The sequence below is a fragment of the Kosakonia beeri genome, from assembly GCF_054165705.1.
This window is the reverse complement of record NZ_CM135106.1, coordinates 3401042-3426089: the sequence shown is the minus strand read 5'-3', so window position 1 is coordinate 3426089 and position 25048 is coordinate 3401042. Positions and strand designations below refer to the sequence as shown.

The window sequence follows — 25048 nt, the reverse complement described above, 5'->3', positions numbered from 1 at the left end:
ATCAAAAAATCTCGCTTTTTATTGAATGCTCTATTTTTTATCAGGGGTAAAAAAGAGAAACCACGCCAAAAGGCGTGGTCGGGATTAAATAACGTCGATTTCAGCGACAGAGGGGTAAATCCATGAGGGACGAAACGGCATGCTGTCGACATCGTCGAGTCGCGATACACCCGATAGCACAAGGATTGTCTCCAGACCGGCCTGAAAGCCAGCCAGAATATCGGTGCGCAGGTTATCGCCAACTATGACCGTCTGCTCTGAATGCGCCTGCATGGTATTGAGTGCCGCGCGGATAATCCACGGGCTGGGTTTACCAACGTAAAACGGCTGACGCCCGGAGATCTTCTCAATGCCCGCACAGAGCGCCCCGCACGCCGGATAGTAGCCGCGCCCGTGTGTGTCCGGGTTGGTGGCGATAAAACGTGCACCGTTTGCCACAAAGAAGGCGGCCTTATGCATCATTTCCCAGTTATAGGAGCGCGTTTCACCCACGATCACGAAATCGGGGTTGATATCGGTAATGGTAAAGCCAGCTTTATACAGCTCGTGAATCAGTGCGCCTTCACCCACCACGTAGGCTTTTTTCCCTTCCTGACGTTTCAAAAAGTCTGCCGTTGCCATCGCCGACGTATAAAACGCGCTGGCGGGCACATCGATCCCGGCAGAGGCGAAACGGTTCGCCAAATCCTGGCCGGTTTGCGACGGATAATTGGTTAACAGCACAAGCGGCATCCCTTTCTCAAGGATACGGGTCACAAATTCTGCTGCGCCGGGAACGGCAACATTGTCGTGCATCAGCACGCCATCAATATCACAGATTACATTCTGAATGGTCATGGACTGTCCGGATAAAAAATAAGTGTTAACTATAAACGCTGTTAGCTTTCCAGCAAACGTTGCAGCAGCAGACCGTTCAGCATAGCGCGCTTTACCAGCGCAAATGCGCCGATGGCAGAGCGATGATCCAGCGTTGAGCGCACCACCGGCAGGTTTTTGCGAAACGCTTTCAGAACCTGCGTATTAATGCAGCCTTCAATAGCTGGCAGTAGTACTTTCTCTGCTTCGATAATTTCCCCGGCAATCACCACTTTTTGCGGATTAAACAAGTTGATAGCGATGGCAATGGTTTTGCCCAAATGGCGACCGACGTGTTCAATGACTTCGCACGCCAGCGCATCGCCTTTATTGGCTGCTTTACAAATAGCTTTGATGGAGCAGTCGTCAAGCGTGAGGCGACTCTGGTAGCCCTGTTCAAGCAGATGGCGCACCCGCTGCTCAATCGCCGCGTTGGCGGCAATGGTTTCAAGGCAACCGAAGTTACCGCAGTGGCAGCGTTCACCCAGCGGCTCCACCTGAATATGACCGATCTCGCCTACGTTACCGTTGCGGCCAATAAAAATGCGGCCATTAGAGATAATCCCGGCACCGGTACCACGGTGGACGCGCACCAGAATGGAGTCTTCGCAATCCTGACTTGCCCCAAAGTAGTGCTCTGCCAGCGCAAGACTGCGAATGTCATGACCGACAAAACAGGTGAGTTTGAACTGTTTTTCCAGCGCATCCACCAGCCCCCAGTTTTCGACCTGGATATGCGGCATGTAACGGATGACGCCACTTTCAGGATCCACCAGCCCCGGCAGGATCACGGAAATGGCTATCAGTTCACGGATTTTACGCTGGCAGGACTCAATAAACAGGCTGATGGTGTTAAGCAGCGCATGTTCCAGCGTTTCCTGCGTGCGTTCCGGCAGCGGATAATGCTCCTCCGCCAGCACCTTTGCGCTCAAATCGTACAGCGTCAGGGTTGTGTCGTAGCGGCCAAGCCGTACGCCAATCGCCTGGAAGTTGCGGGTTTCGGTGACAATGGAGATGGCGCGGCGGCCTCCGGTGGAGGCCTGCTGATCGACTTCTTTGATCAGTCCGCGTTCAATCAGTTGACGCGTGATTTTTGTCACGCTGGCGGGAGCAAGCTGACTTTGTTCGGCAATCTGAATGCGCGAAATAGGCCCATGCTGGTCGATCAGGCGGTAAACCGCCGCGCTGTTAAGCTGTTTAACGAGGTCAACGTTACCGATTTGAGCTTGTCCGCCTGATGTCATACCGTTTATTTACTCAGTGACGACCTCGTTACCATTAACGATGGTCTTGATGATTTTATACTCGCGTGTGAATGCGGTCAGATTCGCGACTTTACCGGCAGCAAGGCTGCCAAGCGAACTGGCAACGCCAATTGCGCGAGCGGGGTAGAGGGTTGCCATGCGCAGCGCTTCGTCCAGCGCAATGCCAACATGTTCCACCAGGTTACGCACCCCTTCAATCATCGTCAGGGAGGAACCGCTCAGCGTTCCGTTTTCATCCACACACAGTCCATTACGGTAGTATATTGTTTTACCAGCAAAAATGAACTGGTCAATATCTGCACCCGCAGGCGCTGTCGCATCTGTCACCAGGCAAAGTTTGTCGCCTTTCAGACGCTTAGCGTTACGAATATTAACGTAATCGACATGCAGACCATCTGCAATAATGCCGCAATAAACATCCGCATCATCGAGCACGGCGCCGGCAAGTCCCGGCTCACGACCCGTAATGTATGGCATGGCGTTATAAAGGTGGGTGGCAAAAGTAATCCCGGCGCGGAAACCGGCTTTGGCCTCTTTCAGCGTGGCATTGGAATGCCCGGCGGACACCACAATGCCCGCAGTTGCCAGTTGGCGAATCACTGCTTCGCCTGCCATTTCCGGTGCCAGCGTCACTTTGGTGATCACATCGGCGTTTTGACACAGGAAGTCGACCAGCGCCGGATCCGGTTTACGCACGAATTCCGGATTGTGGGTGCCTTTTTTCACAATGTTCAGCCACGGCCCTTCCAGGTGAAGGCCCAGTGCCTGGTTCGGGTATTTGGCCAGGTAGTCGCGCATGACCTGCACGCCCTGTTTCATCAACACATCGCTGGTGGTGATCAGCGTTGGCAGATAGCTGGTACAGCCCGATTTCTCATTGGCTTTCTGCATGATTTCCAGCGTCTTCACGGTCACGGCTTCAGCCGTATCGTTGAATTGCACGCCGCCGCAGCCGTTTAGCTGAACATCAATAAAACCGGGGGCAAGAATGGCGCCATTAAGCGAGCGTTGTTCAATACCGGCAGGCAGCTCGGCCAGCGGGCAGAGGCGATCAATCAGGCCATCGGCGATCACTAACGCGTGATCATCCAGGATTTCATGGCCGGTATAGATCCGGCAATGGGTTAAAGCATACATAAGACCCCCGGTAACAAATGAGGCCGCTCCACGATTTTCCCCTCGTGAAGCGGTAACTGAATTACAAACCTTTAATGTTTTCTGCTTCTAACTCGTTAAAGTATTTGAGCGTTTTTACTTTCAGTTCCATGGTGGACGGTTCATCACAGACAATCACCGCTTTCGGGTGCAACTGCAGACAACTGATAGTCCACATATGATTTACATTGCCTTCGACGGCCGCTTGCAGCGCTTGCGCTTTAACGCCGCCCAGCACCAGGATCATGACTTCTTCGGCATCCAGCAGAGTACCAACGCCCACGGTCAGAGCATATTTTGGTACCTGGTTGACATCGCCATCAAAGAAACGTGAGTTCGCCACGCGGGTGTCATGGGTCAGCGTTTTAATACGCGTGCGAGACGCCAGGGAAGAGGCCGGTTCGTTAAATGCGATATGACCATCGTTGCCCACGCCGCCCATAAACAGATGAATTTTACCGTAAGCGCGGATTTTTTCTTCGTAACGGCGGCACTCTGCGTCAATATCCGGCGCGTTACCATCCAACAGGTTAATATTTTCAGCCGGAATATCAACGTGATCGAAGAAATTGCGATGCATAAAACTGTAGTAGCTTTCCGGATGCGTTTTCGGCAGGCCGACATATTCGTCCATGTTAAACGTGACGACATGCTGGAAGCTAACCTGGCCCGCTTTGTGCATTTCAACTAACGCTTTGTATGCAGTAAGAGGCGTACCGCCAGTCGGCAGGCCAAGTACAAACGGGCGATCCGCGGTCGGTTTGAACGCGTTGATGCGGTTAACGATATGGCGGGCTGCCCATTTGCCGACTTGTTCTGCTGTCGCCAGTGGAATCAGTCTCATTATTCACCTCTGAAAGTTAAATGAAAAACAGTGACGGAATGCATGCGAGCTCAGCGTTAAGCCTAACCTGGTTTCGTGACAGAGAAGGAAGCAATCCATCTTGATATTTTGAATCTTAAAATAAGTTTTGCTCGTTTGCCAGTGTAAAGGAGGGTTATTGACGATACTTAGTGATTTTTATCACAAAAAGTACGTATTTAATTTGCGAGGCGAATTAATTTTTCACACACTCTGCAGTGTAGTGCGAAAATAGCCGTGATTTCAGGTTAGTTACACAATAAAAAACGACTGTTTCAGTGAGCTCTCGTCGGGTTCATAGGGGGAATAAAAGTGAGTATTTTAGGTTATCTGCAAAAGATTGGCCGCGCACTGATGGTGCCCGTGGCCACGCTGCCTGCAGCAGCAATTTTGATGGGGGTCGGGTACTGGATCGACCCGGTTGGCTGGGGTGGCGAAAATGCACTGGCGGCGTTCTTTATCCAGTCCGGCTCTGCCATTATCGACAATATGGGCGTGCTGTTTGCGGTGGGTGTCGCTTACGGTATGTCAAAAGATAAAGACGGTGCTGCGGCGCTGGCGGGTTTTGTGGGTTTCCTGGTACTGACCACGCTCTGTTCGCCTGCTGCGGTTGCCATGATCCAAAAAATTCCTGCTGATCAGGTTCCGGCGGCGTTTGGCAAAATCAAAAACCAGTTTGTTGGTATTCTGGTGGGGATTATTGCGGCGGAACTTTATAACCGCTTTAGCAGCGTTGAGCTGCCGAAAGCGCTCTCCTTCTTCAGCGGTCGCCGCCTGGTGCCGATCCTCACCTCGTTTGTGATGATCGTAGTGGCGTTCATCATGATGTTCATCTGGCCGGTAGTCTTTAGCGGACTGGTGGGCTTTGGTGAACATATTCAGAAACTGGGTTCAATTGGCGCTGGCGTTTACGCCTTCTTCAACCGTCTGCTGATCCCGGTCGGTCTGCACCATGCGCTGAACTCCGTATTCTGGTTTGACGTGGCGGGTATCAACGATATTCCTAATTTCCTTGGCGGCGCGCAGTCTATCGAAGCCGGGAAAGCGGTTGTGGGGATCACGGGGCGTTATCAGGCGGGCTTCTTCCCAATCATGATGTTCGGTCTGCCTGGCGCTGCGCTGGCGATTTACCACTGCGCACGTCCGGAAAATAAAGCCAAAGTGCTGGGTATCATGATGGCCGGGGCGTTCGCCGCTTTCTTCACCGGTATTACCGAGCCGCTGGAATTCTCCTTTATGTTCGTCGCACCGGTGCTGTATGTGATCCATGCGGTACTGACCGGTATCTCCGTCTTTATCGCCGCGAGCATGCAGTGGATTGCTGGTTTTGGTTTCAGCGCCGGTCTGGTGGATATGGTGCTGTCCTCGCGTAACCCGTTGGCGACGCACTGGTGGATGCTGATCCCGCAGGGCCTGGTGTTCTTCGTTATTTACTATGTGATCTTCCGTTTCACCATTACCAAATTCAACCTGCTGACGCCCGGGCGTGAACTGGCGGTGGCGGGTGATGAGGCCGATGGTCAGGACGTGAATGTCAGCGTGAACAGCGAGCAGGATATGAAAGGCCTGGCGCGTCAGTACATTGCTGCCATTGGCGGCTCCGATAACCTGACCGGTATTGATGCCTGTATTACCCGCCTGCGTTTAACAGTAAAAGACTCCTCGCTGGTAAATGAATCCATGGCGAAACGTCTTGGCGCTTCCGGCGTGATCCGTCTTAACAAAACCGGCGTACAGATTATTGTGGGCTTCGTGGCGGAAAAAATCGCCGATGCGATGAAAACCGCAGGTGATGTGCCTGCAGCAGACAAGGCAGGTGCACCTGCAGCGCCGGTGGCGTCGGTAAAGCCTCAGGCGGTACCGAACGCGACCACCATCGCTGAATTGGTATCGCCGGTAACGGGTGAACTGGTGGCACTGGATCAGGTTCCGGATGAAGCCTTTGCCAGCAAAGCAGTGGGTGATGGCGTGGCGGTAAAACCAACGGAAAATGTCGTGGTTTCTCCAGCTGCGGGCACCATTGTAAAAATCTTCAACACAAATCATGCATTTTGCCTGGAAACAGAGAAGGGCGCAGAGATTGTGGTCCACATGGGTATCGACACTGTCGCACTGGGTGGTCAGGGCTTCTCTCGCCTGGTTGAAGAAGGGGCCGAAGTGGCTGCGGGTCAACCGATCCTCGAGATGGATCTGGTGTACCTTAACGCCAACGCACGTTCAATGATTAGCCCGGTCGTGGTCAGCAATATTGACGACTTCTCCGGCCTGGTGATGAAAGCGCAGGGTCACGTTGTGGCCGGTCAGACATCTCTGTATGAAATTAAAGGCAAGTAGTTGCTCCTGAGTCAGCATTAATGCCTTAAGCGGCGGGGAAAACCTCGCCGCTTTTTTTTACCCCAATCTCAATCAGTGCCATACTCGTGCCTCTCTTATGGAGGTTGATGATGAAACGGATCTTTTTTTCTCTGTGCGCCATTTTAATACTGAGTGGTTGTATTCCGCGCTATGCCACCATTCGCCCTGGCTACGATGTCGATGTGCGCAATCGCGAGGGGGAACCGATCCCCAATGCCACCCTGTGGGTGCGTACCGGACGTTCTCCGCCGGGGTATTTCCCCCCGCCGGAACAATTCCAGTCGGATGCGCAAGGGCATATCCACGTCGAAAAAAAATCCCGGTGGGAGAAGATCATTTTCTTTATCCACGGCACCAACTTTTATCGCTGGAGCTGGTGCATTGAAGCGCCGGGCTATACCCCCCGTAGCGGCGTTGGTGAGGCGATCCGCAGTCCGTTGATCCTTGCATCTGCCGGGCAAACGGAGCGCTGTCCTGATGCTAAAGCAGACGCTGATGACCTTTCCAGCAGGGATCGCTGATTTGTATAAGTAAAGGTTGTTTCCTGCGCCCGCTTATTAGATCATGCACCGTTATATGTTGTTTACGCTTTGAGGAACCCGTGATGAGTGAGGCTGAAGCCCGCCCGACTAACTTTATTCGCCAGATCATTGATGAAGATCTGGCCAGTGGTAAGCACACCACCGTCCATACCCGTTTTCCGCCTGAGCCGAATGGTTATCTGCACATTGGTCATGCGAAATCCATCTGCCTGAACTTCGGGATTGCCCAGGATTACCAGGGGCAGTGCAACCTGCGTTTCGATGACACAAACCCGGTAAAAGAAGACATCGAATACGTTGAGTCAATCAAAAATGACGTGCAATGGTTGGGCTTCAACTGGTCTGGTGACATCTGTTACTCCTCTGATTACTTCGATCAACTGCATCAGTATGCGATCGAGTTGATCAATAAAGGTCTGGCCTATGTCGATGAGCTTTCTGCCGATGAGATCCGTGAATACCGCGGTACGCTGACGCAGCCGGGTAAAAACAGCCCGTTCCGCGATCGCAGCGTTGAAGAAAACCTGGCGCTGTTCGAAAAAATGCGTGCCGGTGGCTTCGAAGAAGGGAAAGCCTGCCTGCGTGCAAAAATTGATATGGCATCACCGTTTATCGTCATGCGTGACCCGGTGTTGTACCGTATTAAATTTGCTGAACACCACCAGACCGGTACTAAGTGGTGCATCTACCCGATGTATGACTTTACCCACTGCATCAGCGATGCGCTGGAAGGCATTACTCATTCTCTGTGTACGCTGGAGTTCCAGGATAACCGTCGTCTCTACGACTGGGTGCTGGACAATATCACCATTTCGGTTCATCCGCGTCAGTACGAGTTTTCTCGTCTGAATCTGGAATACACCGTGATGTCGAAGCGTAAGCTGAATCTGTTGGTGACCGACAAGCACGTTGAAGGCTGGGATGATCCGCGTATGCCGACCATTTCTGGCTTACGTCGTCGCGGTTACACTGCTGCATCCATTCGTGAGTTCTGTAAGCGCATTGGCGTGACAAAACAGGACAACACCATTGAGATGGCGTCGCTGGAATCGTGCATTCGTGAAGATTTGAACGAAAACGCTCCGCGTGCGATGGCGGTTATCGACCCGGTTAAACTGGTTATCGAGAATTATCCGCAGGGTGGCAGCGAAATCGTCTCCATGCCTAACCATCCGAATAAACCGGAAATGGGCGTGCGTGATGTGCCATTTAGCGGCGAAATCTGGATCGATCGTGCCGATTTCCGCGAAGAAGCGAATAAGCAGTACAAACGCCTGGTGCTGGGTAAAGAAGTGCGCTTGCGCAATGCCTATGTGATTAAAGCTGAACGTGTCGAAAAAGATGACGCAGGGAATATCACCACCATTTTCTGTTCATACGATGCAGAAACCCTGAGCAAAGATCCGGCAGACGGTCGCAAAGTAAAAGGCGTGATCCACTGGGTAAGCGCACAACATGCGATGCCGGTTGAAATCCGTCTTTACGATCGCCTGTTCAGTATTCCGAACCCGGGTGGCGCAGAGGATTTCCTGGCCACTATCAATCCGGAATCGCTGGTGATCAAACAGGGTTACGCAGAGCCGTCGCTGAAAGCCGCAGAAGCGGGTAAAGCGTACCAGTTTGAGCGTGAGGGCTATTTCTGCCTCGACAGCCGCCACGCAACCGCGTCCAAACCCGTGTTTAACCGCACCGTTGGCCTGCGTGATACCTGGGCTAAAATCGGCGAGTGATCTGGTCAATCACAAACAATCCTGCTTAAACGCCGCCTCCTGCGGCGTTTTTTTTTGCTTAGCGATTAGCATGTTACTCCCCATTAACATTCGCGTCGCGAATTAATGTATCTCGAGATTGACCATTTATTCCCTCATGTGCAGGGATGATAACGCCTTTTTTCGTAATTTTATAATATGTAATCGCTACCATTCATCCTTAACGCATTAATAAATAAATAAAAAATAGCGAATGTTATTGATGCTGTCACATATTACAAAATGCGTCTATTTATGTGCTCTTCGTCATAATCTTGCATTTCTCCCATTAAAAGGCATTGATAATTCGCGTCGCGAAAAATAGTCTAAAGACGGTAGTTAATTCGGGGGTATTTGCTAACTACCTACACTCATTGGTGTTTTTTTTCTTCGCCATATTCGGCGATGTTTTATATCCGTCAAGAAGGAATACTCATGCGTACTTTTAGTGGCAAACGTAGTGCGCTGGCACTGGCTATCGCCGGTGTCACAGCAATGTCGGGCTGGACACTCTCTTCGGAAGTGCATGCCGCAGGCTTTATCGATGATTCCACGCTCACCGGGGGAATTTATTACTGGCAGCGTGAGCGTGACCGTAAAGATGTACTGACCGATAAATATAAAACCAACCTTTCGCATTCCACCTGGAATGGCAGTCTGGATTTTCAGTCTGGTTACGCGGCAGATATGTTCGGCCTGGATATCGCCGCTTTTACCGCCATTGAAATGGCAGAAAATGGCGACAGTGCGCATCCGAACGAAATCGCATTCTCTTCCAGCAATAAAGCCTACAAAGAAGACTGGTCGGGTGATAAAAGCGGTATCAGCCTGTACAAAGCCGCCGCCAAATTCAAAACCGGCCCGGTATGGGCGCGCGCCGGCTACATTCAGCCAACCGGGCAAACTTTGCTCGCACCGCACTGGAGTTTTATGCCGGGCACCTATCAGGGGGCCGAAGCAGGGGCGAATCTCGACTACGGCGATGCGGGTGCGCTGAGCTTCTCATACATGTGGACCAATGAGTACAAAGCGCCGTGGCATATCGAAATGGATAAGTTTTATCAGAACGATAAAAAAACCAAAGTCGACTATCTGCACTCCATTGGCGCGAAATATGACTTCAAAAATAACTTTATGCTTGAGGCCGCATTTGGCCAGGCACAAGGGTATGTCGATCAGTACTTCGCAAAAGCCAGCTACAAATTTGATCTGGCAGGCAACCCATTCTCTACCAGTTATCAGTTTTATGGCACCCGCGATAAAGTCAGCGATGGCGGGGTAAATGATATCTATGACGGCACCGCATGGTTGCAGGCGCTGACCTTTGGTTACAAGGTTGGGCAGGTTGATCTCCGTCTGGAAGGGACCTGGGTTAAAGCCGATGGTCAGCAGGGCTACTTTCTGCAACGTATGACACCGACTTACGCCTCCTCTAACGGTCGCCTGGATGTCTGGTGGGATAACCGCTCTGACTTTAACGCCAACGGTGAAAAAGCGCTGTTCATCGGTGCAATGTATGATTTGCAAAACTGGAATCTGCCTGGTTTCACGGTGGGGGCTTCTTACGCCTATGCCTGGGATGCAAAACCCGCCAGGATGGCCTCACCGGATGCCTGGTACGATCCGAACTACCGTCTGAAAGAGTCGGCCTACAGCCTGGACGCTATCTACACCCTGCAGGATGGCCGCGCTAAAGGTACGATGTTCAAACTCCACTTCACACAGTATGACAACCACTCCGATATCCCCTGTTACTCCGGCGGTTACGGCAACATCTTCCAGGATGAGCGTGACGTGAAATTTATGGTTATCGCGCCGTTTACTCTTTTTTGATGCGTTATTTGCCGGGGCGCACCCGGCAAAATACAAGGAATAAGTCATGAATACTGTACGTTTAAGTCTGCTGGCCAGCACAGTGCTGGGCATTTTGAGCAGCCCAATGGCGCTGGCTGGTCAAAGCACTGTCGATGCAATCAGCCAGTTTCATCTCAATTATGCGATCAAAGATAACCATGCCGGGCAGAAGGGTGTCGATTGCGCCAGGCTTGGCGCTGACTGGGCGTCGTGCAACAAAGCCGTTATCACACTGACCAATAATGGCGATGCGGTAACAGATAAAGCGTGGGCAATTTATTTCCACAGCATCCGCCCGATCCTTGAGGTGGCGAACGACCAGTTTAAAGTCATTCATATTATGGGCGATCTGCATAAACTGGAGCCGACCGACAAATTCAGTGGTTTTCCGGCGAAACAGTCTGTTGAGATCCCCATCATCAATGAATACTGGCAGCTGTTTATAACCGATGTACTGCCGCGTTGGTATGTCACTTCCGAAGGGGCGACGGCGAAAGTGATCGCCAATACCGACACCGAAGATTTGACGCAGTTCGTCACCCTGCCTGGCGAGCAGTGGAAGCGCACGGCGGATGACAAAAACATCCTGATGACGGCTGAAGCGCGTTTTGCAAAAAACAGTGATGTGAAAACGCTCAATTTGCACACCCTGCGTGGCCAGATTATTCCTACGCCGCAGGCGGTAAACATTCACGGACAGGATGTCGACCTGAGCAATGGCGTGAAGCTGGATCTTTCTGCGTTAAGCAGCGATGCGCAGGACGCGGTGAAAAGTCGTTTTGCGTTGCTGGGCGTGCAAGCGGGAAGTTATCCGGTGCGCAGCGAAATAGCTACGCGTGATTTCCAGGGCGATGAGGCGGTTTCCGGTGCGTATAAACTGCATATTGGTGCAAAAGAGACGGTGATCACCGGTTACGATCAGGCCGGGGTTTTTTATGGGCTGCAATCGTTGTTGTCGCTTATCCCGGCTGACGGGGCACTGAAAGTGGCCACGCTGGATGCGAAGGATGCGCCTCGCTTCGACTACCGCGGCATTCACCTTGATGTCGGGCGTAACTTCCACAGTAAAGACGCCGTGCTGCGTCTGCTGGATCAAATGTCGGCCTACAAACTGAACAAATTCCATTTCCATCTCAGCGATGACGAAGGCTGGCGTATCGAAATTCCAGGCCTGCCGGAATTAACGGACATTGGCAGTAAGCGTTGCCATGACCTGAGTGAGAAATCCTGCTTGTTGCCGCAGCTTGGATCCGGGCCCGACAGCAATAACACCGGCAGCGGTTTCTTTACCCGTGCGGATTACATCGACATTCTGAAGTATGCCAAAGCGCGGCAGATTGAGGTCATTCCGGAAATCGACATGCCAGCGCATGCACGTGCTGCAGTGATTGCCATGGAAGCGAGATACGATCGGTTGATGAAAGAGGGCAACGAGCAAGCCGCGAATCAGTTCCGCCTGCTGGATCCTACAGACACCTCCAACACCACGGGGGTGCAGTTCTACAACCGTACTGGCTATCTGAACCCTTGCCTCGACTCATCGCGTAACTTTGTGGATAAAGTTCTGGGTGAAATTCAGCAGATGCATAAAGAAGCCGGGCTGCCGCTGCAAACCTGGCACTTTGGGGGTGACGAAGCGAAAAATATTTACCTTGGCACCGGTTATACCGACAAGAAAGCTCCCGAAGCAGGCAAAGGCATCATCGACCAAAGCAACCAGGATAAGCCGTGGGCAAAATCGCAGGCATGCCAGGCGATGATCAAAGACGGCAAAGTGGCTGACGTGGAGCATCTCTCCAGCTACTTCGGGGTTGAAGTGAGCAAGCTGGTAAAAGCGCGCGGTATCGACACGATGCAGGCATGGCAGGATGGACTGAAAGATGCCAAAAATGCGTCGGCATTTGCCACCGATCATGTGAACGTTAACTTCTGGGATACGCTCTACTGGGGCGGGTTCGACTCGGTTAATGACTGGGCCAACAAGGGCTTCCGTGTCATTGTCTCCAACCCGGATTACGTCTATCTTGACTTCCCGTATGAAGTGAACCCGCAAGAGAGTGGCTATTACTGGGGCACGCGTTTCAGTGATGAGCGTAAGATCTTCAGCTTCGCGCCGGACAACATGCCACAAAACGCAGAAACCTCTGTTGATCGTGATGGTAATCCGTTTAGTGCGAAATCCGATAAGCCGTGGCCAGGCGCTTATGGCCTTTCTGCGCAGTTGTGGAGTGAGGTAGTACGTACCGACGCTCAGATGGAGTACATGATCTATCCACGACTGGTTTCTGTCGCCGAGCGCGCATGGCACCGTGCTGCATGGGAGCAGGACTACAAAGCAGGGCGCGAGTACAAAGGCGGTGAGACACACCTTGTCGATGTGAAAGCACTGGATAAAGACTGGATGCGTTTTGCTAATCTGTTAGGGCATCGTGAACTGGCAAAAATGGAGAAAGCGGGTGTGCATTACCGCCTGCCGGTACCTGGCGCGCGCGTCGTAGGTGGCGTGCTTGAAGCCAACACCAGTTTCCCTGGAATGGTGGTGGAATACTCTACCGACGGGGGTAAACAGTGGCTGCGTTATAACGATAAGGCACGTCCGCAGGTGAGCGGGGAAATACGCGTGCGTACCACCAGCCCGGACGGTAAGCGCACGAGCCGCGTGGATAGCATCAAAGCCTAGTTGAGGCTTATTATCCGGCCCGGCAGCGAAAGCATGTCGGGCTTTTTTATTCCCGCATAAACACGGTTCCCGGTGAAGGCCGCGTGTTACGTTTCGTTTTCCCGGTCGGGAAAGCGCAGTGTCATCCAGGGGCGTTTAACAGGCAAAAAAAAGCCAACCGTCAGGTTGGCTCAGAGTAAGAAGAACGATTATTTCGCGTCGTGCGCGTGTTCATCTTCGCGGCAGTCACCTTCGGCGCAGTGGCCATAAAGGTAGAGACTGTGATTCGTCAGACGAATGCCGTGTTTGGCGGCAATTTCGCGCTGGCGCGCTTCAATGGAATCGTCACTAAATTCAATCACTTTGCCGCAATCGAGGCAAATCAGGTGATCGTGGTGATGCTGTTGGGTCAGTTCAAAAACGGACTTACCGCCTTCGAAATTGTGACGGGTCACAATCCCGGCGTCATCGAACTGGTTTAACACACGGTAAACAGTGGCCAGGCCGATCTCTTCGCCCATGTCGATCAGTCGTTTGTATAAATCTTCCGCACTGACATGATGGTTATCCGGTTCCTGAAGCACTTCCAGGATTTTTAACCGAGGAAGCGTGACTTTCAGGCCGGCCTTCTTTAATGCGGTATTGTTGTCAGTCATGCGGAATCTGTCCTGTTGCTATACGATTCACTTCCTTAGCGGAAGTTATAGGAATGCACCTGGGATAATGCGTCTCATTATAGAACTGCCATGCCTAAATGAAAACTGCAAGCCCTCAAGTAAAGTAAGCTTTTAAAACGTGGTCTCGCCAACAAACTCCTTGCGGCGAGGCCACTTTAGCAGGGCTTATTGTACAGCGATGAAGGAAAAAGTTAAAAATTTGTAGCAATTATTTCCATCGCTTTTACCTATTAATACGGTGCAACCTACAGGTTGCACCATTATCATCAGGCGTTGATGATGTCGTCCAGGTGCAGCTCTTCAGAAACTTGTTTTACCCATTTTTCGACACGCTCTGCGGTCAGTTCTGGCTGCCTGTCTTCATCAATTGCCAGCCCGACGAAGTGATCGTCATCCACCAGGCCTTTAGAGGCTTCGAAATGGTAACCCGCCGTTGGCCAGTGACCGACGATAGTTGCGCCGCGTGGCTCGATAATGTCGCGAATGGTGCCCAGCGCATCGCAGAAGTATTCGGCATAATCTTCCTGGTCGCCGCAACCGAACAGGGCGACTAACTTGCCGTTGAAATCCACTTCTTCCAGCGTCGGGAAGAAATCATCCCAGTCGCACTGCGCTTCACCATAGTACCAGGTCGGAATGCCAAGCAGCAGAATGTCATAGCCTTCGAGATCTTCTTTGCTGCTCTTGGCAATGTCATGAACATCAGCAACGTCTTTACCAAGCTGTTTCTGAATCATTTTGGCGATATTTTCAGTGTTGCCAGTGTCGCTGCCGAAGAAAATGCCTGTAATTGCCATGAGTAAAATAACCTCTTGAAACTTAATGAGTATGGTGGTGGCGTTTAGCCCACAGATAAGGGCAATCATAGCAGAACAGGGAAGTGCGCGGAAACTGCTATCGCCACGGACTGCACTGTATGCCACATGAAAGTATGAATAAAGGTGATGATTCGGAGGATTCGTTATTCGCGCAAGGCCTGCAGCTGCGTAAGCAGCATCTCTTCGATAAGCTCGCTGCGGCTCATATTACGGGCGTCCGCCAGCTCATTGAGGGCGTCTACCGCCTCAACGTTCAGTTTCAATTCGACGCGTTTAAGCCCGCGAACTTTATCGCGTTTTAGCTGATTGCGTTTATTGATGCGCAACTGTTCATCACGCGCGAGCGGGTTAGTCTTCGGTCGTCCCGGGCGACGCTCATTCGCGAACAGATCTAGGGTCGTACGGTCCGTTTGTTCTTTAGCCATGGTTTAAGCATACTACGGGAAATACAAGCAATCGGGTCGTAGCCCGGGCTGAATAGCGCGCCATCATACATCAGCACAACGGGCACGCCAACGACCGGGCGCGTTCAAACGACCGGTCGCCGCCTTTTTAATCAGTTTGCCTTTTCAGCGAGATAACGACGGATTGCGCGCATAACCGCATCGGGTTTCTCTGCATGCACCCAGTGGCCCGCGCCTGCAATAACATGCGCCCGCGCCTGTGGGAATTGCGCCAGCAGCGCGTCGCGGTATGCTTCGGTCACATAAGGTGAGTTGCCGCCGCGAACAAACAGCGCGGGTTTCTCCCACGCCGGGACGTTTTCCCAACCGACAATCTGCGAATATTGATCCCACAGTACCGGTACGTTGAAGCGCCACTTCCCGTCGGCAAAGGATTTCAGCAGAAACTGAATCACACCTTCTTCGTTAATGACTTCACGCATTATCGCTGTGGCTTGCTGGCGTGTGGTGACGTGCGCCTCGCTGACGGCGTTAATGGCGGCAAAAATCTCATCATGACGGCGTACGTTATAATTAACGGGCGCAATATCAATTGCCACCAACTGGTCGATGCGTTCTGGCGCCAGCGCGGTGAGTGCCATTACCGCTTTGCCGCCCATAGAGTGACCAATGAAAGTGGCTTTCTCGATCTGATGAGCGTCGAGCGTATCTCGCAGATCCTGCGCCATCGCCGGGTAGTTCATCTCGTCTGAGCGGGGAGAAAGGCCGTGGTTGCGCATATCCACCTGCAATACGTCATGGTCCTGAACCAGGTCTCGGGCGAGTATGCCAAGGTTATCCAGGCTGCCAAACAGACCATGAACAAGGACAACAGGAGAATTGTTGTGCGGATGTTGTGCAGTTAGCGCGCGTGTATTCAATTTCATGGCAAAGTTCTTTTTTTCACTCAAGCGGGTTAGGTTATTATGTTGAACATTCTGCCGCCCTGCTGCAAGGTTCAGAAATCGTCTGAGTTTTGCCGCTACCCTGGTTTGACGCTATCCGCTGTTGAGATTTCACTTTATAATCCCAACACTTGTATTCAGATTAGATATCGCACTGGATTAAGATGAAAACGATCGAAGTTGATGATGAGCTCTACACGTATATTGCCAGCCACACAAAGCATATTGGTGAGAGTGCATCCGACATTTTACGGCGCATGTTGAAATTTTCCGCCGTTGCCCAGTCCCCATCGCAGTTACAGCCTGCGCCGGTAAAAGAGACGCGTACGGTCAGTACCGTTGAAGGGGTTAAACCGGCAAACACCGCCAAAGATAAAGTCCGCGCCGTGCGTGAGCTGCTGCTGTCTGATGAGTACGCCGAACAGAAAAAGGCGGTGAATCGTTTCCTGCTGGTGCTGTCTACACTCTACTTACTGGATGACAAGGGGTTTACGGAATCCACCGAGTCTCTGCATGGGCGCACCCGCGTATACTTTGCTGCGAATGAGCAGACTTTGCTTCAGAGCGGCAACCAGACCAAGCCGAAACAGGTGCCGAATACCCCTTATTGGGTCATAACCAACACCAATACGGGCCGTAAATGCAGCATGATCGAACATATCATGCAGTCAATGCAATTCCCGGCGGAATTGATTGAGAAAGTTTGCGGCACAATTTAATCCTTGCATTGAAAGGACCAGGCAATGGCTAACCACCCACGCGCGGGGCAACCTGCACAACAGGGCGATTTGATTAACGTCGCTCAACTTACGGCGCAGTACTATGTGCTGAAACCTGAAATTGGTAATTCAGAACATGCGGTGAAATTCGGCACGTCCGGTCACCGTGGCAGCGCAGGTCGCCACAGCTTTAACGAACCGCATATTCTGGCCATCGCGCAGGCGATTGCTGAAGAGCGCGCGAAAAATGGTATTACCGGGCCGTGCTATGTGGGTAAAGATACTCACGCACTGTCTGAACCTGCTTTTATCTCCGTGCTCGAAGTGCTGACAGCCAACGGTGTAGATGTTGTGGTGCAGGAAAACAACGGCTTTACCCCGACGCCTGCCATTTCCAATGCTATCCTGGTACATAACAAAAACGGCGGCGCGCAGGCGGACGGCATTGTCATTACCCCGTCCCACAACCCGCCGGAAGATGGTGGCATCAAATACAACCCGCCAAATGGCGGTCCGGCTGATACCAATGTCACCAAAGTGGTGGAAGATCGTGCCAATGCCTTGCTGGCTGATGGTTTGAAAGGCGTCAAACGCATTTCACTGGATGCCGCGCTGGTGTCTGGTCATGTGACCGAAAAAGATCTGGTGCAGCCGTTTATCGAAGGGCTGGCAGATATCGTCGATATGGCCGCTATCCAGAAAGCCGGTCTGAAACTCGGCGTCGATCCGCTCGGTGGTTCCGGTATTGAGTACTGGAAACGCATTGCAGAGCATTACAAGCTGGATCTGACTCTGGTAAACGACCAGGTTGATCAGACATTCCGTTTTATGCACCTGGACAAAGACGGTGTGATCCGTATGGATTGCTCCTCTGAGTCTGCAATGGCTGGGTTGCTGGCGCTACGCGATAAGTTCGACCTGGCGTTTGCCAACGATCCGGATTATGACCGTCATGGCATCGTTACCCCGGCGGGCCTGATGAATCCTAACCACTACCTGGCAGTGGCAATCAACTACCTGTTCCAGCATCGCCCGCAGTGGGGCAAAGACGTCGCGGTGGGTAAAACGCTGGTTTCCTCGGCCATGATTGATCGTGTGGTGAATGACCTCGGCCGTAAGCTGGTGGAAGTGCCGGTTGGCTTCAAATGGTTCGTGGATGGCCTGTTTGACGGCAGCTTTGGTTTCGGCGGCGAAGAGAGCGCAGGGGCCTCGTTCCTGCGTTTTGACGGCACCCCCTGGTCGACCGATAAAGACGGCATCATCATGTGCCTGCTGGCTGCGGAAATCACCGCCGTCACCGGGAAAAACCCGCAGCAGCATTACGATGAACTGGCCGCACGTTTTGGTGCGCCAAGTTACAACCGTCTGGGCGCCAGCGCCACTTCTGCGCAGAAAGCCGCGCTGTCTAAACTGTCACCAGAAATGGTCAGCGCCAGCACGCTGGCAGGCGATCCGATCACTGCACGTCTGACCGCTGCCCCAGGCAACGGCGCGTCGATTGGTGGACTGAAAGTGATGACCGACAATGGCTGGTTTGCTGCACGTCCGTCGGGCACTGAAGACGCCTATAAAATCTACTGTGAAAGCTTCCTGGGTGCTGAACACCGTAAGCAGATTGAGAAAGAAGCGGTAGAGATTGTCAGCGAAGTGCTGAAAAACGCGTAAGCGTTTGACATAAAAGGCTCCTGCGGGAGCCTTTTAACATTGCATTGCGCGGTTTAACTAACCCAGCGCCACCATCAGCGCCCCGGCAGTAATTAACGCGACACCCGCCGCGGCAACCAGCGATACTTTCTCGCCAAACAGCACCACTGCCAGGATCACCGCAAACACCACGCTTAATTTATCGATCGGTGCCACGCGCGACACATTGCCGCTTTTGATGGCCATAAAATAGAACAGCCAGGACAGTGCACCCGCCACGCCACTCAGCACCACAAACAGCAGCGCTTTTTTATCCGCCAGCACGGTGGCGACCAGCGACAATTTCCCCTGAACCACTACCACACCCAACAGAAACAGCGCCATCACCACCGCACGAATAGCCGTGGCCGTATTGGCGTCCAGATGTTGCAAACCGATTTTGCCAAAAATGGCGACCAGCGCGGCAGTAACCGCCGACAGCAGGGCATAGATTAACCAGGCGCTCATCCTCTCCTCCCAAAAATCAGCAGGATACGCCCTTACAGCATAAACCGGTAGCCGATACCTGTTTCGGTAAGTAAATGGCGGGGGCGGGCAGGGTCGACTTCCAGCTTTTGCCGTAAATGACCCATATAGATACGCAAGTAGTGACTGTGCTCCACCGCATTCGGGCCCCAGACCTGGCTAAGCAGTTGCCGCTGCGTCAGCACTTTACCGTGGTTATTTAACAGGACCGCCAACAAACGAAACTCAATGGGCGTAAGGTGGATCTCCTCTTCACCTCGCTGGATGCGGCGGCTGGCGAGATCGACACGGATATCGGAAAAGACGATCACCGGTTCATCCGGGCTGCTGGCGGCGTGGCGACGCAACGCGACGCGCAGACGCGCCTGCAATTCGCCAATGCCGAACGGCTTGCTAAGGTAATCATCGGCACCGGCATCCAGCGCGGCAATTTTATCGTGCTCTTCAGTACGCGCAGACAGGACAATGACCGGCATCTGGCTCCACTGGCGCAAATCGCGAATAAAATCGATCCCATCCCCATCCGGCAGGCCCAAATCAAGAATAACCAGATCGGGCTTTCGCGTAGCGGCCTCAATTAACCCACGTTGCAGCGTTTCTGCTTCATGCACGCGCAGGCCTTCGGCCTCCAGCGCGGTACGCAGAAAACGGCGGATGGCTTGTTCATCTTCGACAATCAGAACGTTAATCACAGATCCTCGGATAATTCATCCAGTTGGGGCGGCGTTTCCAGCGGCAGTGTAACACAGAACAGAGCACCCCCTTGCGGGCGGTTGTGGGCGCTAATGGTGCCGCCATGAACATCCACAATAGCCTGGCAAATAGCCAGTCCAAGTCCAACGCCGGGAATCGCCGACTCTTTGCTGCCGCGGGCGAATTTGTCGAAAATCGCCTGTTCCTGGCCCGGCGGGATCCCCGGCCCGTTGTCCCACACCTCCAGCGTCAGTTGGTCGGCGCTACGGGAAGCATTCACGCCAATATCCGCCCGCCATCCGGCATATTTCACCGCATTTTCCAGCAGGTTAATCAATACCCGCTCGAACAATGGGCCATCAACGTGCACCAGCATTAACGGATCGGGTAGGGAAAGGGCGATATGTCGGCCGCTCAGCCCAGGCTCAAGCGTTTTCAGCGCGCTGCCGACGACCTCTTCCAGTGTCAGCCACTCTTTGCGCAAGTTAAAACCACCGGACTGAATACGCGCCATATCCAGCAGATTATTGACCAGCCGCGTGGTGTTAAGCACATGCTGGCGGATCTCATTGGCTTGCGGCGCATGTTTCGAGCCTTCGCTGGCCAGATCCAGCGTAAGGATTTCAGCCTGGCCAAACAGAACCGTCAACGGCGTGCGCAAATCGTGAGAGAGCGCAGCCAGCAAGGAGTTGCGAATGCTTTCCCGTTCGCTGGCAAGGCGCGCCTGTTCTTCACTGGTGGCCAGCGCCTGGCGTTCCAGCGCACTGGCGGCCAGCAAGGTAAAGGTCTCCAGCAGGCGTTGTTGTTCCGGGATCATCAGTTGGCGTAAATTCGCCGGTTCGACAATCAGCAGACCATGGGTTTTCTGGTCGCTTTTCAGCGGCAGAATTTGATAAGGCACTCCGGGTAGCGTATCGGTGCCTGCGCCCGCCGGTTGCCCTTTATCAAAACTCCAGCGGGCGATGGCGTCATCCCACGGCGTCATGCCCTGCGCCTGCGTTAACGCACTGAGCCGCCCGCCAGCATCCGGCAGCAGCAGTTTGCTGCGGGCATTAAACGTGGAGTGAATAAAGGTTTCGCAGGTGGTGGCGGTGTCCTGATTACTACGCCCGGCAGCCAGCGCTTTCGACATCTCATACAAATGGCGGGTACGCTGCTCGCGGTAACGCGCGACCCGCGCCTGATAGCGCACCCCGGCGGTGAGATTGCCGATCACCAGCCCGACCGTCAGCATCACGCCAAAAGTCAGCAGGTATTGAACGTCAGAAACGGCCAGCGTGCCGCGCGGTGCAATAAAAAACAGGTCAAAACTGACTACGTTAATGACCGTGGCAAAAGCCGATGGCCAGCGGCCAAAGAATAGCGCCACCAGCACCACGCCGAGCAGGTAAATCATCACCAGGTTGGCGGCGTCGAATGCCGTCAACCATTGCATGGCAATTAAAGTGATGGCCGCGCAAAGCGCCAGCGCAACCGCGCAGCCTTTAAGTTGCACGCCCCAGCGTTCAATAAAAGGCCGGGCGTCGCCCGCGCGGGCAGGCAGGGCGAGGGGGGCATCTTCAAGGGCTATGATAACCAGGTCGAGATCCGGTGCATGGCGCGCCAGCCTGTCGGCAAACGACTCCCGGTGCCACCACGGGCGTTTATTCCGACGACCGATCACAATCTTGCCGAGATTGTGCTCACGCGCATAGCGCAAAATTGCTTTCTCTTGCGCCGGGTCGGAAAGGGTTGCGGTTTCTGCTCCCAGTTCCTGTGCCAGATGCAGCGCGCTGAGGATAGCCCGCCGCTGCGGCTCCGGCAGTTTATGCAACGTGGGCGTTTCAACATAGACCGCATGCCAGACGCTGCCGAGTTTGGCGGCGAGACGCGCTGCGGTACGGATCAATTTTTCATTACCCGCGCCATGCCCGATACAGAGTAGGATCGCATCGCGGGTGTGCCACACTTTTTCTTCCCCCTGGCGATCGCGCCAGGCCCGCATTTGATCGTCCACCCGGTCAGCGGTGCGCCTCAATGCCAGTTCACGCAACGCAATCAGATTACCTTTGCGGAAAAAATGTTCGATAGCGCGTTCCGCCTGGCCACTAATATAAACCTTGCCTTCATGCAGTCGCTGGCGGAGATCGTCCGGCGGTAAATCCACCAGTACCACTTCGTCGGCGCTGTCGAAAAAGGGATCGGGGACGGTTTCACGCACCTGAATACCGGTCACCCCACTGACCACATCGTTGAGGCTCTCAAGATGCTGGACGTTAACGGTAGTAAACACGTCGATACCGGCTTCCAGTAATTCCTCAACGTCCTGCCAGCGTTTAGGATGGCGCGAGCCGGGCGCATTGCTGTGCGCCAGCTCATCCATCAAAATCAACGCCGGACGCCGCGCAAGGGCGGCGTCCAGATCAAATTCCTGAATTAAACGGCCACGATGATGAATACGCCGGGCGGGCTGCGTCGCCAGCCCTTCCAGCAACGCGGCGGTCTCTTTTCGTCCGTGGGTTTCCACCACGCCAATCAGAATGTCCAGCCCTTGCCCCCGCAGCCGCTGTGCCTCTTGTAGCATGGCGAACGTTTTACCTACCCCGGCGCAGGCGCCGAAAAAGATTTTCAGCTTGCCCCGGTGTGCGGAGGCGGCATGCTCCAGCAAGCGGTCAGGATTGGGGCGCAAAGGCTCATCTGTCATGCTTTATTTGTCCTTCAGCGCATCCAGCGCAAGATTAAGTTCAACCACGTTCACCACCGGCTGACCGATAAAATTCACCAGCGGAGTGGTGGTATGTTCGGCAACCAGTTTCATCACCGTCTGTTCCGGCAGATGACGCGCCTGCGCAACGCGAGGAATTTGCCAGGCAGCGGCGGACGGAGAGAGTTGACCATCCAGGCCGCTGGCAGAGGCGGTGATCAACTCGACCGGCACATGCGCATCGGCAAGAGGGTTCCCTGCGCGCAACTGTGCAATACGCCCGGCAACTTCTTTGTCCAGTTCCGGGTTGCTGCCCGCCAGGTTACTGCCGCCAGACGCCATGGGATTATAAGGGCTGTCTGACGTGGCGGAAGGGCGACCGTGAAAATATCCCGGCGCGGTAAAGGCCTGGCCCAACAACCGCGAGCCGCGCACCGTATCGCCTTCACGGATCAGCGATCCGTTCGCCTGTTCGTTAAACCACCATTGCCCAAGCACCGTCGTCACCAATGGGTACAGCCCGCCGGTCATCAGGGTTAACAGTATTAACAGCAGAAATGCAGGACGTATAAAAACCATTTTTCTTTCCCTTCTATACCAGGCCGAACAACGTGAGAAGCAGGTCTATCGCTTTGATACCGATAAACGGCACTACCAGACCACCCAGCCCGTAGATCCACAAATTACGGCGCAGCATGGCGGATGCGGTCAGCGGCTTGTAGCTCACGCCTTTCAGCGCCAACGGAATAAGAAACACAATCACCAGCGCGTTAAAGATCACCGCACTTAAAATGGCGGATGCGGGGGAGTGCAGATGCATAACATTCAGCGCATTCAGTTGCGGGTAGGTGGCCGCAAACGCCGCCGGAATAATGGCAAAGTACTTGGCCACATCATTGGCGATACTGAAGGTGGTTAGCGAACCGCGCGTCATCAGCATCTGCTTACCGATATGCACCACTTCAATGAGTTTGGTGGGGTTTGAGTCCAGATCCACCATATTGCCAGCCTCTTTCGCTGCCTGGGTGCCGGAGTTCATCGCTACAGCGACATCGGCCTGCGCAAGCGCCGGGGCATCGTTGGTGCCGTCGCCAGTCATCGCTACCAATCGGCCTTCCGCCTGATACTGGCGGATCAGCGCGAGTTTGGCTTCCGGTGTGGCTTCGGCAAGGAAGTCGTCGACGCCTGCTTCGGCAGCAATCGCCGCGGCAGTGAGCCGGTTATCCCCGGTGATCATGACTGTTTTGATGCCCATTTTACGCAACTGGGCAAAACGCTCTTTGATGCCGCCTTTAACAATATCTTTCAGAGCGATCACGCCGAGCACCTTCGCCCCTTCGGCCACGACCAGCGGTGTAGCCCCCTGGCGTGCGACGCGTTCAACCAACGCGTCGACATCCGCCGGGAACTGACCACCGTTGGCCTCAACATGGCGACGGATCGCATCCACTGAACCTTTACGGATCATGCGGTCCTGCACGTTAATTCCGCTCATGCGGGTCTGGGCGGTAAACGGCACAAAGGTCGCCTGCAGGCTTTGCATATCCCGTTCGCGCAGGTTGAAGCGTTGTTTGGCGAGGATCACAATGCTGCGCCCTTCCGGTGTCTCGTCCGCCAGCGAGGAGAGCTGTGCCGCGTCGGCAAGGGTTTTCTCATCCACGCCGTGGGCAGGAAGGAAGTCGGAGGCCTGGCGGTTCCCCAGGGTGATGGTGCCGGTTTTATCCAGTAGCAACACATCAACGTCACCGGCAGCTTCGACGGCGCGACCGCTGGTGGCAATGACATTCGCCCCCAGCATACGGCTCATGCCGGCAACGCCAATGGCCGACAACAAGCCACCAATGGTCGTGGGGATCAGGCATACCAGCAGCGCAACCAGCACAGTCACGCTGACCGCCGTACCGCCATATACCGAGAATGGCCACAACGTGGCGGTAGCCAGCAGGAACACCAACGTCAGTGCCACCAGCAGAATGGTCAGGGCGATTTCGTTCGGCGTTTTGCGGCGCTGCGCGCCCTCAACCATGGCGATCATTCGATCGAGGAAGGTTTCACCGGGGTTCACGCTGCACTGGATCACCAGCCAGTCAGAAAGGATGCGGGTCCCGCCTGTTACGGAGGCAAAATCGCCGCCGGATTCGCGGATCACCGGTGCCGATTCCCCGGTGATTGCGCTCTCGTCCACCGATGCGCCGCCTTCGATCACTTCGCCATCGCAGGGGATAATATCGCCCGCTTCAACCAGTACCACATCGCCTTTACGCAGATCTGCCGCCGGAATGTGATCGATCTGCGCATCATGTTGCGGGGCGCGCAGTTTGCGGGCAAACGCGGTTTTTTTCACACCTTTCAGGCTATTGGCTTGTGCTTTACTCCGGCCTTCTGCCAACGCTTCGGCGAAATTGGCGAACAGCACGGTGACCCACAGCCACAGACTGATCGCGCCGGTGAACCACGCGCTGCCTGCGAGGTGGCCTGTCGCCATGGCAACCGCCAGCAGGGTGGTTAATACGCTGCCAATCCAGACAATAAACATCACCGGGTTACGCCACTGCACCGCCGGGCTTAACTTGGTCACGGAATCCATCAGCGCCTGACGAACAAGGTTCGGTTCGAACAGGGCCAGTTGTTTGCGACTCATATCAC

20 protein-coding genes are annotated in these 25048 nt (G+C 53.8%); 7 read left to right on the top strand and 13 right to left on the bottom strand.

All coding sequences use genetic code 11. The features are described 5' to 3' along the window. Positions 1–84: 84 nt before the first annotated feature. The 4 genes from ACUY4S_RS16260 to nagB all read right to left on the bottom strand — a co-directional run bounded on the left by ACUY4S_RS16260 (position 85) and on the right by nagB (position 4119). Positions 85–837 (bottom strand): HAD-IIA family hydrolase, encoded by a 753-nt coding sequence (locus ACUY4S_RS16260; protein ID WP_061494460.1) that lies wholly within the window; start codon positions 835–837, stop codon positions 85–87. A 41-nt stretch (positions 838–878) separates the two neighbouring features. After that, a complete protein-coding gene (nagC, locus tag ACUY4S_RS16255; protein WP_312692614.1) occupies positions 879–2099 on the bottom strand; it encodes a DNA-binding transcriptional regulator NagC in 1221 nt (406 codons plus the stop codon). A 9-nt stretch (positions 2100–2108) separates the two neighbouring features. After that, positions 2109–3257: an N-acetylglucosamine-6-phosphate deacetylase gene (gene nagA, locus ACUY4S_RS16250; protein ID WP_458023446.1), complete on the bottom strand. Its 1149-nt coding sequence runs from the start codon at positions 3255–3257 to the stop codon at positions 2109–2111. A 61-nt stretch (positions 3258–3318) separates the two neighbouring features. Beyond that, a complete protein-coding gene (gene nagB, locus ACUY4S_RS16245) occupies positions 3319–4119 on the bottom strand; it encodes a glucosamine-6-phosphate deaminase (RefSeq protein WP_312692610.1) in 801 nt (266 codons plus the stop codon). A 330-nt stretch (positions 4120–4449) separates the two neighbouring features. Between nagB and nagE the strand changes: the two genes are divergently transcribed. The 5 genes from nagE (at position 4450) to ACUY4S_RS16220 (ending at position 13316) form a co-directional block, all read left to right on the top strand. Continuing rightward, positions 4450–6471, top strand: a complete 2022-nt coding sequence (gene nagE, locus ACUY4S_RS16240; RefSeq protein WP_312692608.1) for an N-acetylglucosamine-specific PTS transporter subunit IIBC — start codon at positions 4450–4452, stop codon at positions 6469–6471. A 110-nt stretch (positions 6472–6581) separates the two neighbouring features. Then, positions 6582–7013: a membrane lipoprotein lipid attachment site-containing protein gene (locus tag ACUY4S_RS16235; RefSeq protein WP_458023464.1), complete on the top strand. Its 432-nt coding sequence runs from the start codon at positions 6582–6584 to the stop codon at positions 7011–7013. A gap of 83 nt (positions 7014–7096) precedes the next feature. Beyond that, the gene (glnS, locus tag ACUY4S_RS16230; RefSeq protein ID WP_458023447.1) at positions 7097–8764 is read left to right on the top strand and encodes a glutamine--tRNA ligase; all 1668 of its coding nucleotides are present in this window, start codon (positions 7097–7099) and stop codon (positions 8762–8764) included. A gap of 453 nt (positions 8765–9217) precedes the next feature. Further along, complete coding sequence (gene chiP, locus ACUY4S_RS16225; RefSeq protein WP_458023448.1) at positions 9218–10615, top strand: chitoporin ChiP; 1398 nt, start codon at positions 9218–9220, stop codon at positions 10613–10615. Positions 10616–10661: 46 nt separating this feature from the next. Next, entirely contained in the window at positions 10662–13316 is a 2655-nt protein-coding gene (locus ACUY4S_RS16220) for a beta-N-acetylhexosaminidase (protein ID WP_458023449.1), read from the top strand. A 188-nt stretch (positions 13317–13504) separates the two neighbouring features. Here the strand turns inward: ACUY4S_RS16220 and fur are convergent, their stop codons facing one another. The 4 genes from fur to ybfF form a co-directional block, all read right to left on the bottom strand. Next, positions 13505–13951, bottom strand: a complete 447-nt coding sequence (fur, locus tag ACUY4S_RS16215; RefSeq protein WP_007373881.1) for a ferric iron uptake transcriptional regulator — start codon at positions 13949–13951, stop codon at positions 13505–13507. 287 nt (positions 13952–14238) lie between these two features. Beyond that, positions 14239–14769 carry a flavodoxin FldA gene (gene fldA, locus ACUY4S_RS16210; protein ID WP_312692596.1) on the bottom strand — a complete coding sequence of 177 codons (531 nt, stop codon included), beginning with the start codon at positions 14767–14769 and terminating at the stop codon, positions 14239–14241. Between the two features lie 164 nt (positions 14770–14933). Further along, positions 14934–15215, bottom strand: a complete 282-nt coding sequence (ybfE, locus tag ACUY4S_RS16205; protein ID WP_458023450.1) for a LexA regulated protein — start codon at positions 15213–15215, stop codon at positions 14934–14936. Between the two features lie 131 nt (positions 15216–15346). Beyond that, complete coding sequence (gene ybfF, locus ACUY4S_RS16200) at positions 15347–16120, bottom strand: esterase (RefSeq protein WP_458023451.1); 774 nt, start codon at positions 16118–16120, stop codon at positions 15347–15349. Positions 16121–16302: 182 nt separating this feature from the next. On the opposite strand from ybfF, the gene seqA reads away from it, so the two are divergent. Both seqA and pgm read left to right on the top strand, forming a co-directional pair. Beyond that, a complete protein-coding gene (gene seqA, locus ACUY4S_RS16195; RefSeq protein ID WP_458023452.1) occupies positions 16303–16857 on the top strand; it encodes a replication initiation negative regulator SeqA in 555 nt (184 codons plus the stop codon). A 24-nt stretch (positions 16858–16881) separates the two neighbouring features. After that, positions 16882–18522 (top strand): phosphoglucomutase (alpha-D-glucose-1,6-bisphosphate-dependent), encoded by a 1641-nt coding sequence (gene pgm / locus ACUY4S_RS16190; protein ID WP_312692588.1) that lies wholly within the window; start codon positions 16882–16884, stop codon positions 18520–18522. Between the two features lie 57 nt (positions 18523–18579). Here pgm and ACUY4S_RS16185 read toward each other — a convergent pair whose 3' ends face one another. Genes ACUY4S_RS16185 through kdpB form a run of 5 tightly spaced genes read right to left on the bottom strand, consistent with a single transcriptional unit; the run spans position 18580 to position 25043 of the window. Then, positions 18580–19008 carry an EamA family transporter gene (locus ACUY4S_RS16185; protein WP_458023453.1) on the bottom strand — a complete coding sequence of 143 codons (429 nt, stop codon included), beginning with the start codon at positions 19006–19008 and terminating at the stop codon, positions 18580–18582. 32 nt (positions 19009–19040) lie between these two features. Next, positions 19041–19718 carry a two-component system response regulator KdpE gene (gene kdpE, locus ACUY4S_RS16180; protein WP_312692584.1) on the bottom strand — a complete coding sequence of 226 codons (678 nt, stop codon included), beginning with the start codon at positions 19716–19718 and terminating at the stop codon, positions 19041–19043. Beyond that, the gene (kdpD, locus tag ACUY4S_RS16175; protein WP_458023454.1) at positions 19715–22402 is read right to left on the bottom strand and encodes a two-component system sensor histidine kinase KdpD; all 2688 of its coding nucleotides are present in this window, start codon (positions 22400–22402) and stop codon (positions 19715–19717) included. The genes kdpE and kdpD overlap by 4 nt, the downstream gene beginning before the upstream one ends. 3 nt (positions 22403–22405) lie before the next feature. Beyond that, a complete protein-coding gene (gene kdpC / locus ACUY4S_RS16170; RefSeq protein ID WP_312692579.1) occupies positions 22406–22981 on the bottom strand; it encodes a potassium-transporting ATPase subunit KdpC in 576 nt (191 codons plus the stop codon). A 13-nt stretch (positions 22982–22994) separates the two neighbouring features. Beyond that, complete coding sequence (gene kdpB, locus ACUY4S_RS16165) at positions 22995–25043, bottom strand: potassium-transporting ATPase subunit KdpB (RefSeq protein ID WP_458023455.1); 2049 nt, start codon at positions 25041–25043, stop codon at positions 22995–22997. Positions 25044–25048 lie beyond the last annotated feature (5 nt).

Coding starts and splice junctions, on each gene's coding strand:
- chiP (WP_458023448.1), top strand. CDS start 9,218: ATGCGTACTTTTAGTGGCAAACGTAGTGCGCTGGCACTGGCTATCGCC.
- glnS (WP_458023447.1), top strand. CDS start 7,097: ATGAGTGAGGCTGAAGCCCGCCCGACTAACTTTATTCGCCAGATCATT.
- ACUY4S_RS16185 (WP_458023453.1), bottom strand. CDS start 19,008: ATGAGCGCCTGGTTAATCTATGCCCTGCTGTCGGCGGTTACTGCCGCG.
- nagA (WP_458023446.1), bottom strand. CDS start 3,257: ATGTATGCTTTAACCCATTGCCGGATCTATACCGGCCATGAAATCCTG.
- ybfE (WP_458023450.1), bottom strand. CDS start 15,215: ATGGCTAAAGAACAAACGGACCGTACGACCCTAGATCTGTTCGCGAAT.
- ACUY4S_RS16260 (WP_061494460.1), bottom strand. CDS start 837: ATGACCATTCAGAATGTAATCTGTGATATTGATGGCGTGCTGATGCAC.
- ACUY4S_RS16220 (WP_458023449.1), top strand. CDS start 10,662: ATGAATACTGTACGTTTAAGTCTGCTGGCCAGCACAGTGCTGGGCATT.
- fur (WP_007373881.1), bottom strand. CDS start 13,951: ATGACTGACAACAATACCGCATTAAAGAAGGCCGGCCTGAAAGTCACG.
- fldA (WP_312692596.1), bottom strand. CDS start 14,769: ATGGCAATTACAGGCATTTTCTTCGGCAGCGACACTGGCAACACTGAA.
- nagB (WP_312692610.1), bottom strand. CDS start 4,119: ATGAGACTGATTCCACTGGCGACAGCAGAACAAGTCGGCAAATGGGCA.
- kdpD (WP_458023454.1), bottom strand. CDS start 22,402: ATGACAGATGAGCCTTTGCGCCCCAATCCTGACCGCTTGCTGGAGCAT.
- ybfF (WP_458023451.1), bottom strand. CDS start 16,120: ATGAAATTGAATACACGCGCGCTAACTGCACAACATCCGCACAACAAT.
- kdpB (WP_458023455.1), bottom strand. CDS start 25,043: ATGAGTCGCAAACAACTGGCCCTGTTCGAACCGAACCTTGTTCGTCAG.
- kdpC (WP_312692579.1), bottom strand. CDS start 22,981: ATGGTTTTTATACGTCCTGCATTTCTGCTGTTAATACTGTTAACCCTG.
- seqA (WP_458023452.1), top strand. CDS start 16,303: ATGAAAACGATCGAAGTTGATGATGAGCTCTACACGTATATTGCCAGC.
- ACUY4S_RS16235 (WP_458023464.1), top strand. CDS start 6,582: ATGAAACGGATCTTTTTTTCTCTGTGCGCCATTTTAATACTGAGTGGT.
- pgm (WP_312692588.1), top strand. CDS start 16,882: ATGGCTAACCACCCACGCGCGGGGCAACCTGCACAACAGGGCGATTTG.
- nagC (WP_312692614.1), bottom strand. CDS start 2,099: ATGACATCAGGCGGACAAGCTCAAATCGGTAACGTTGACCTCGTTAAA.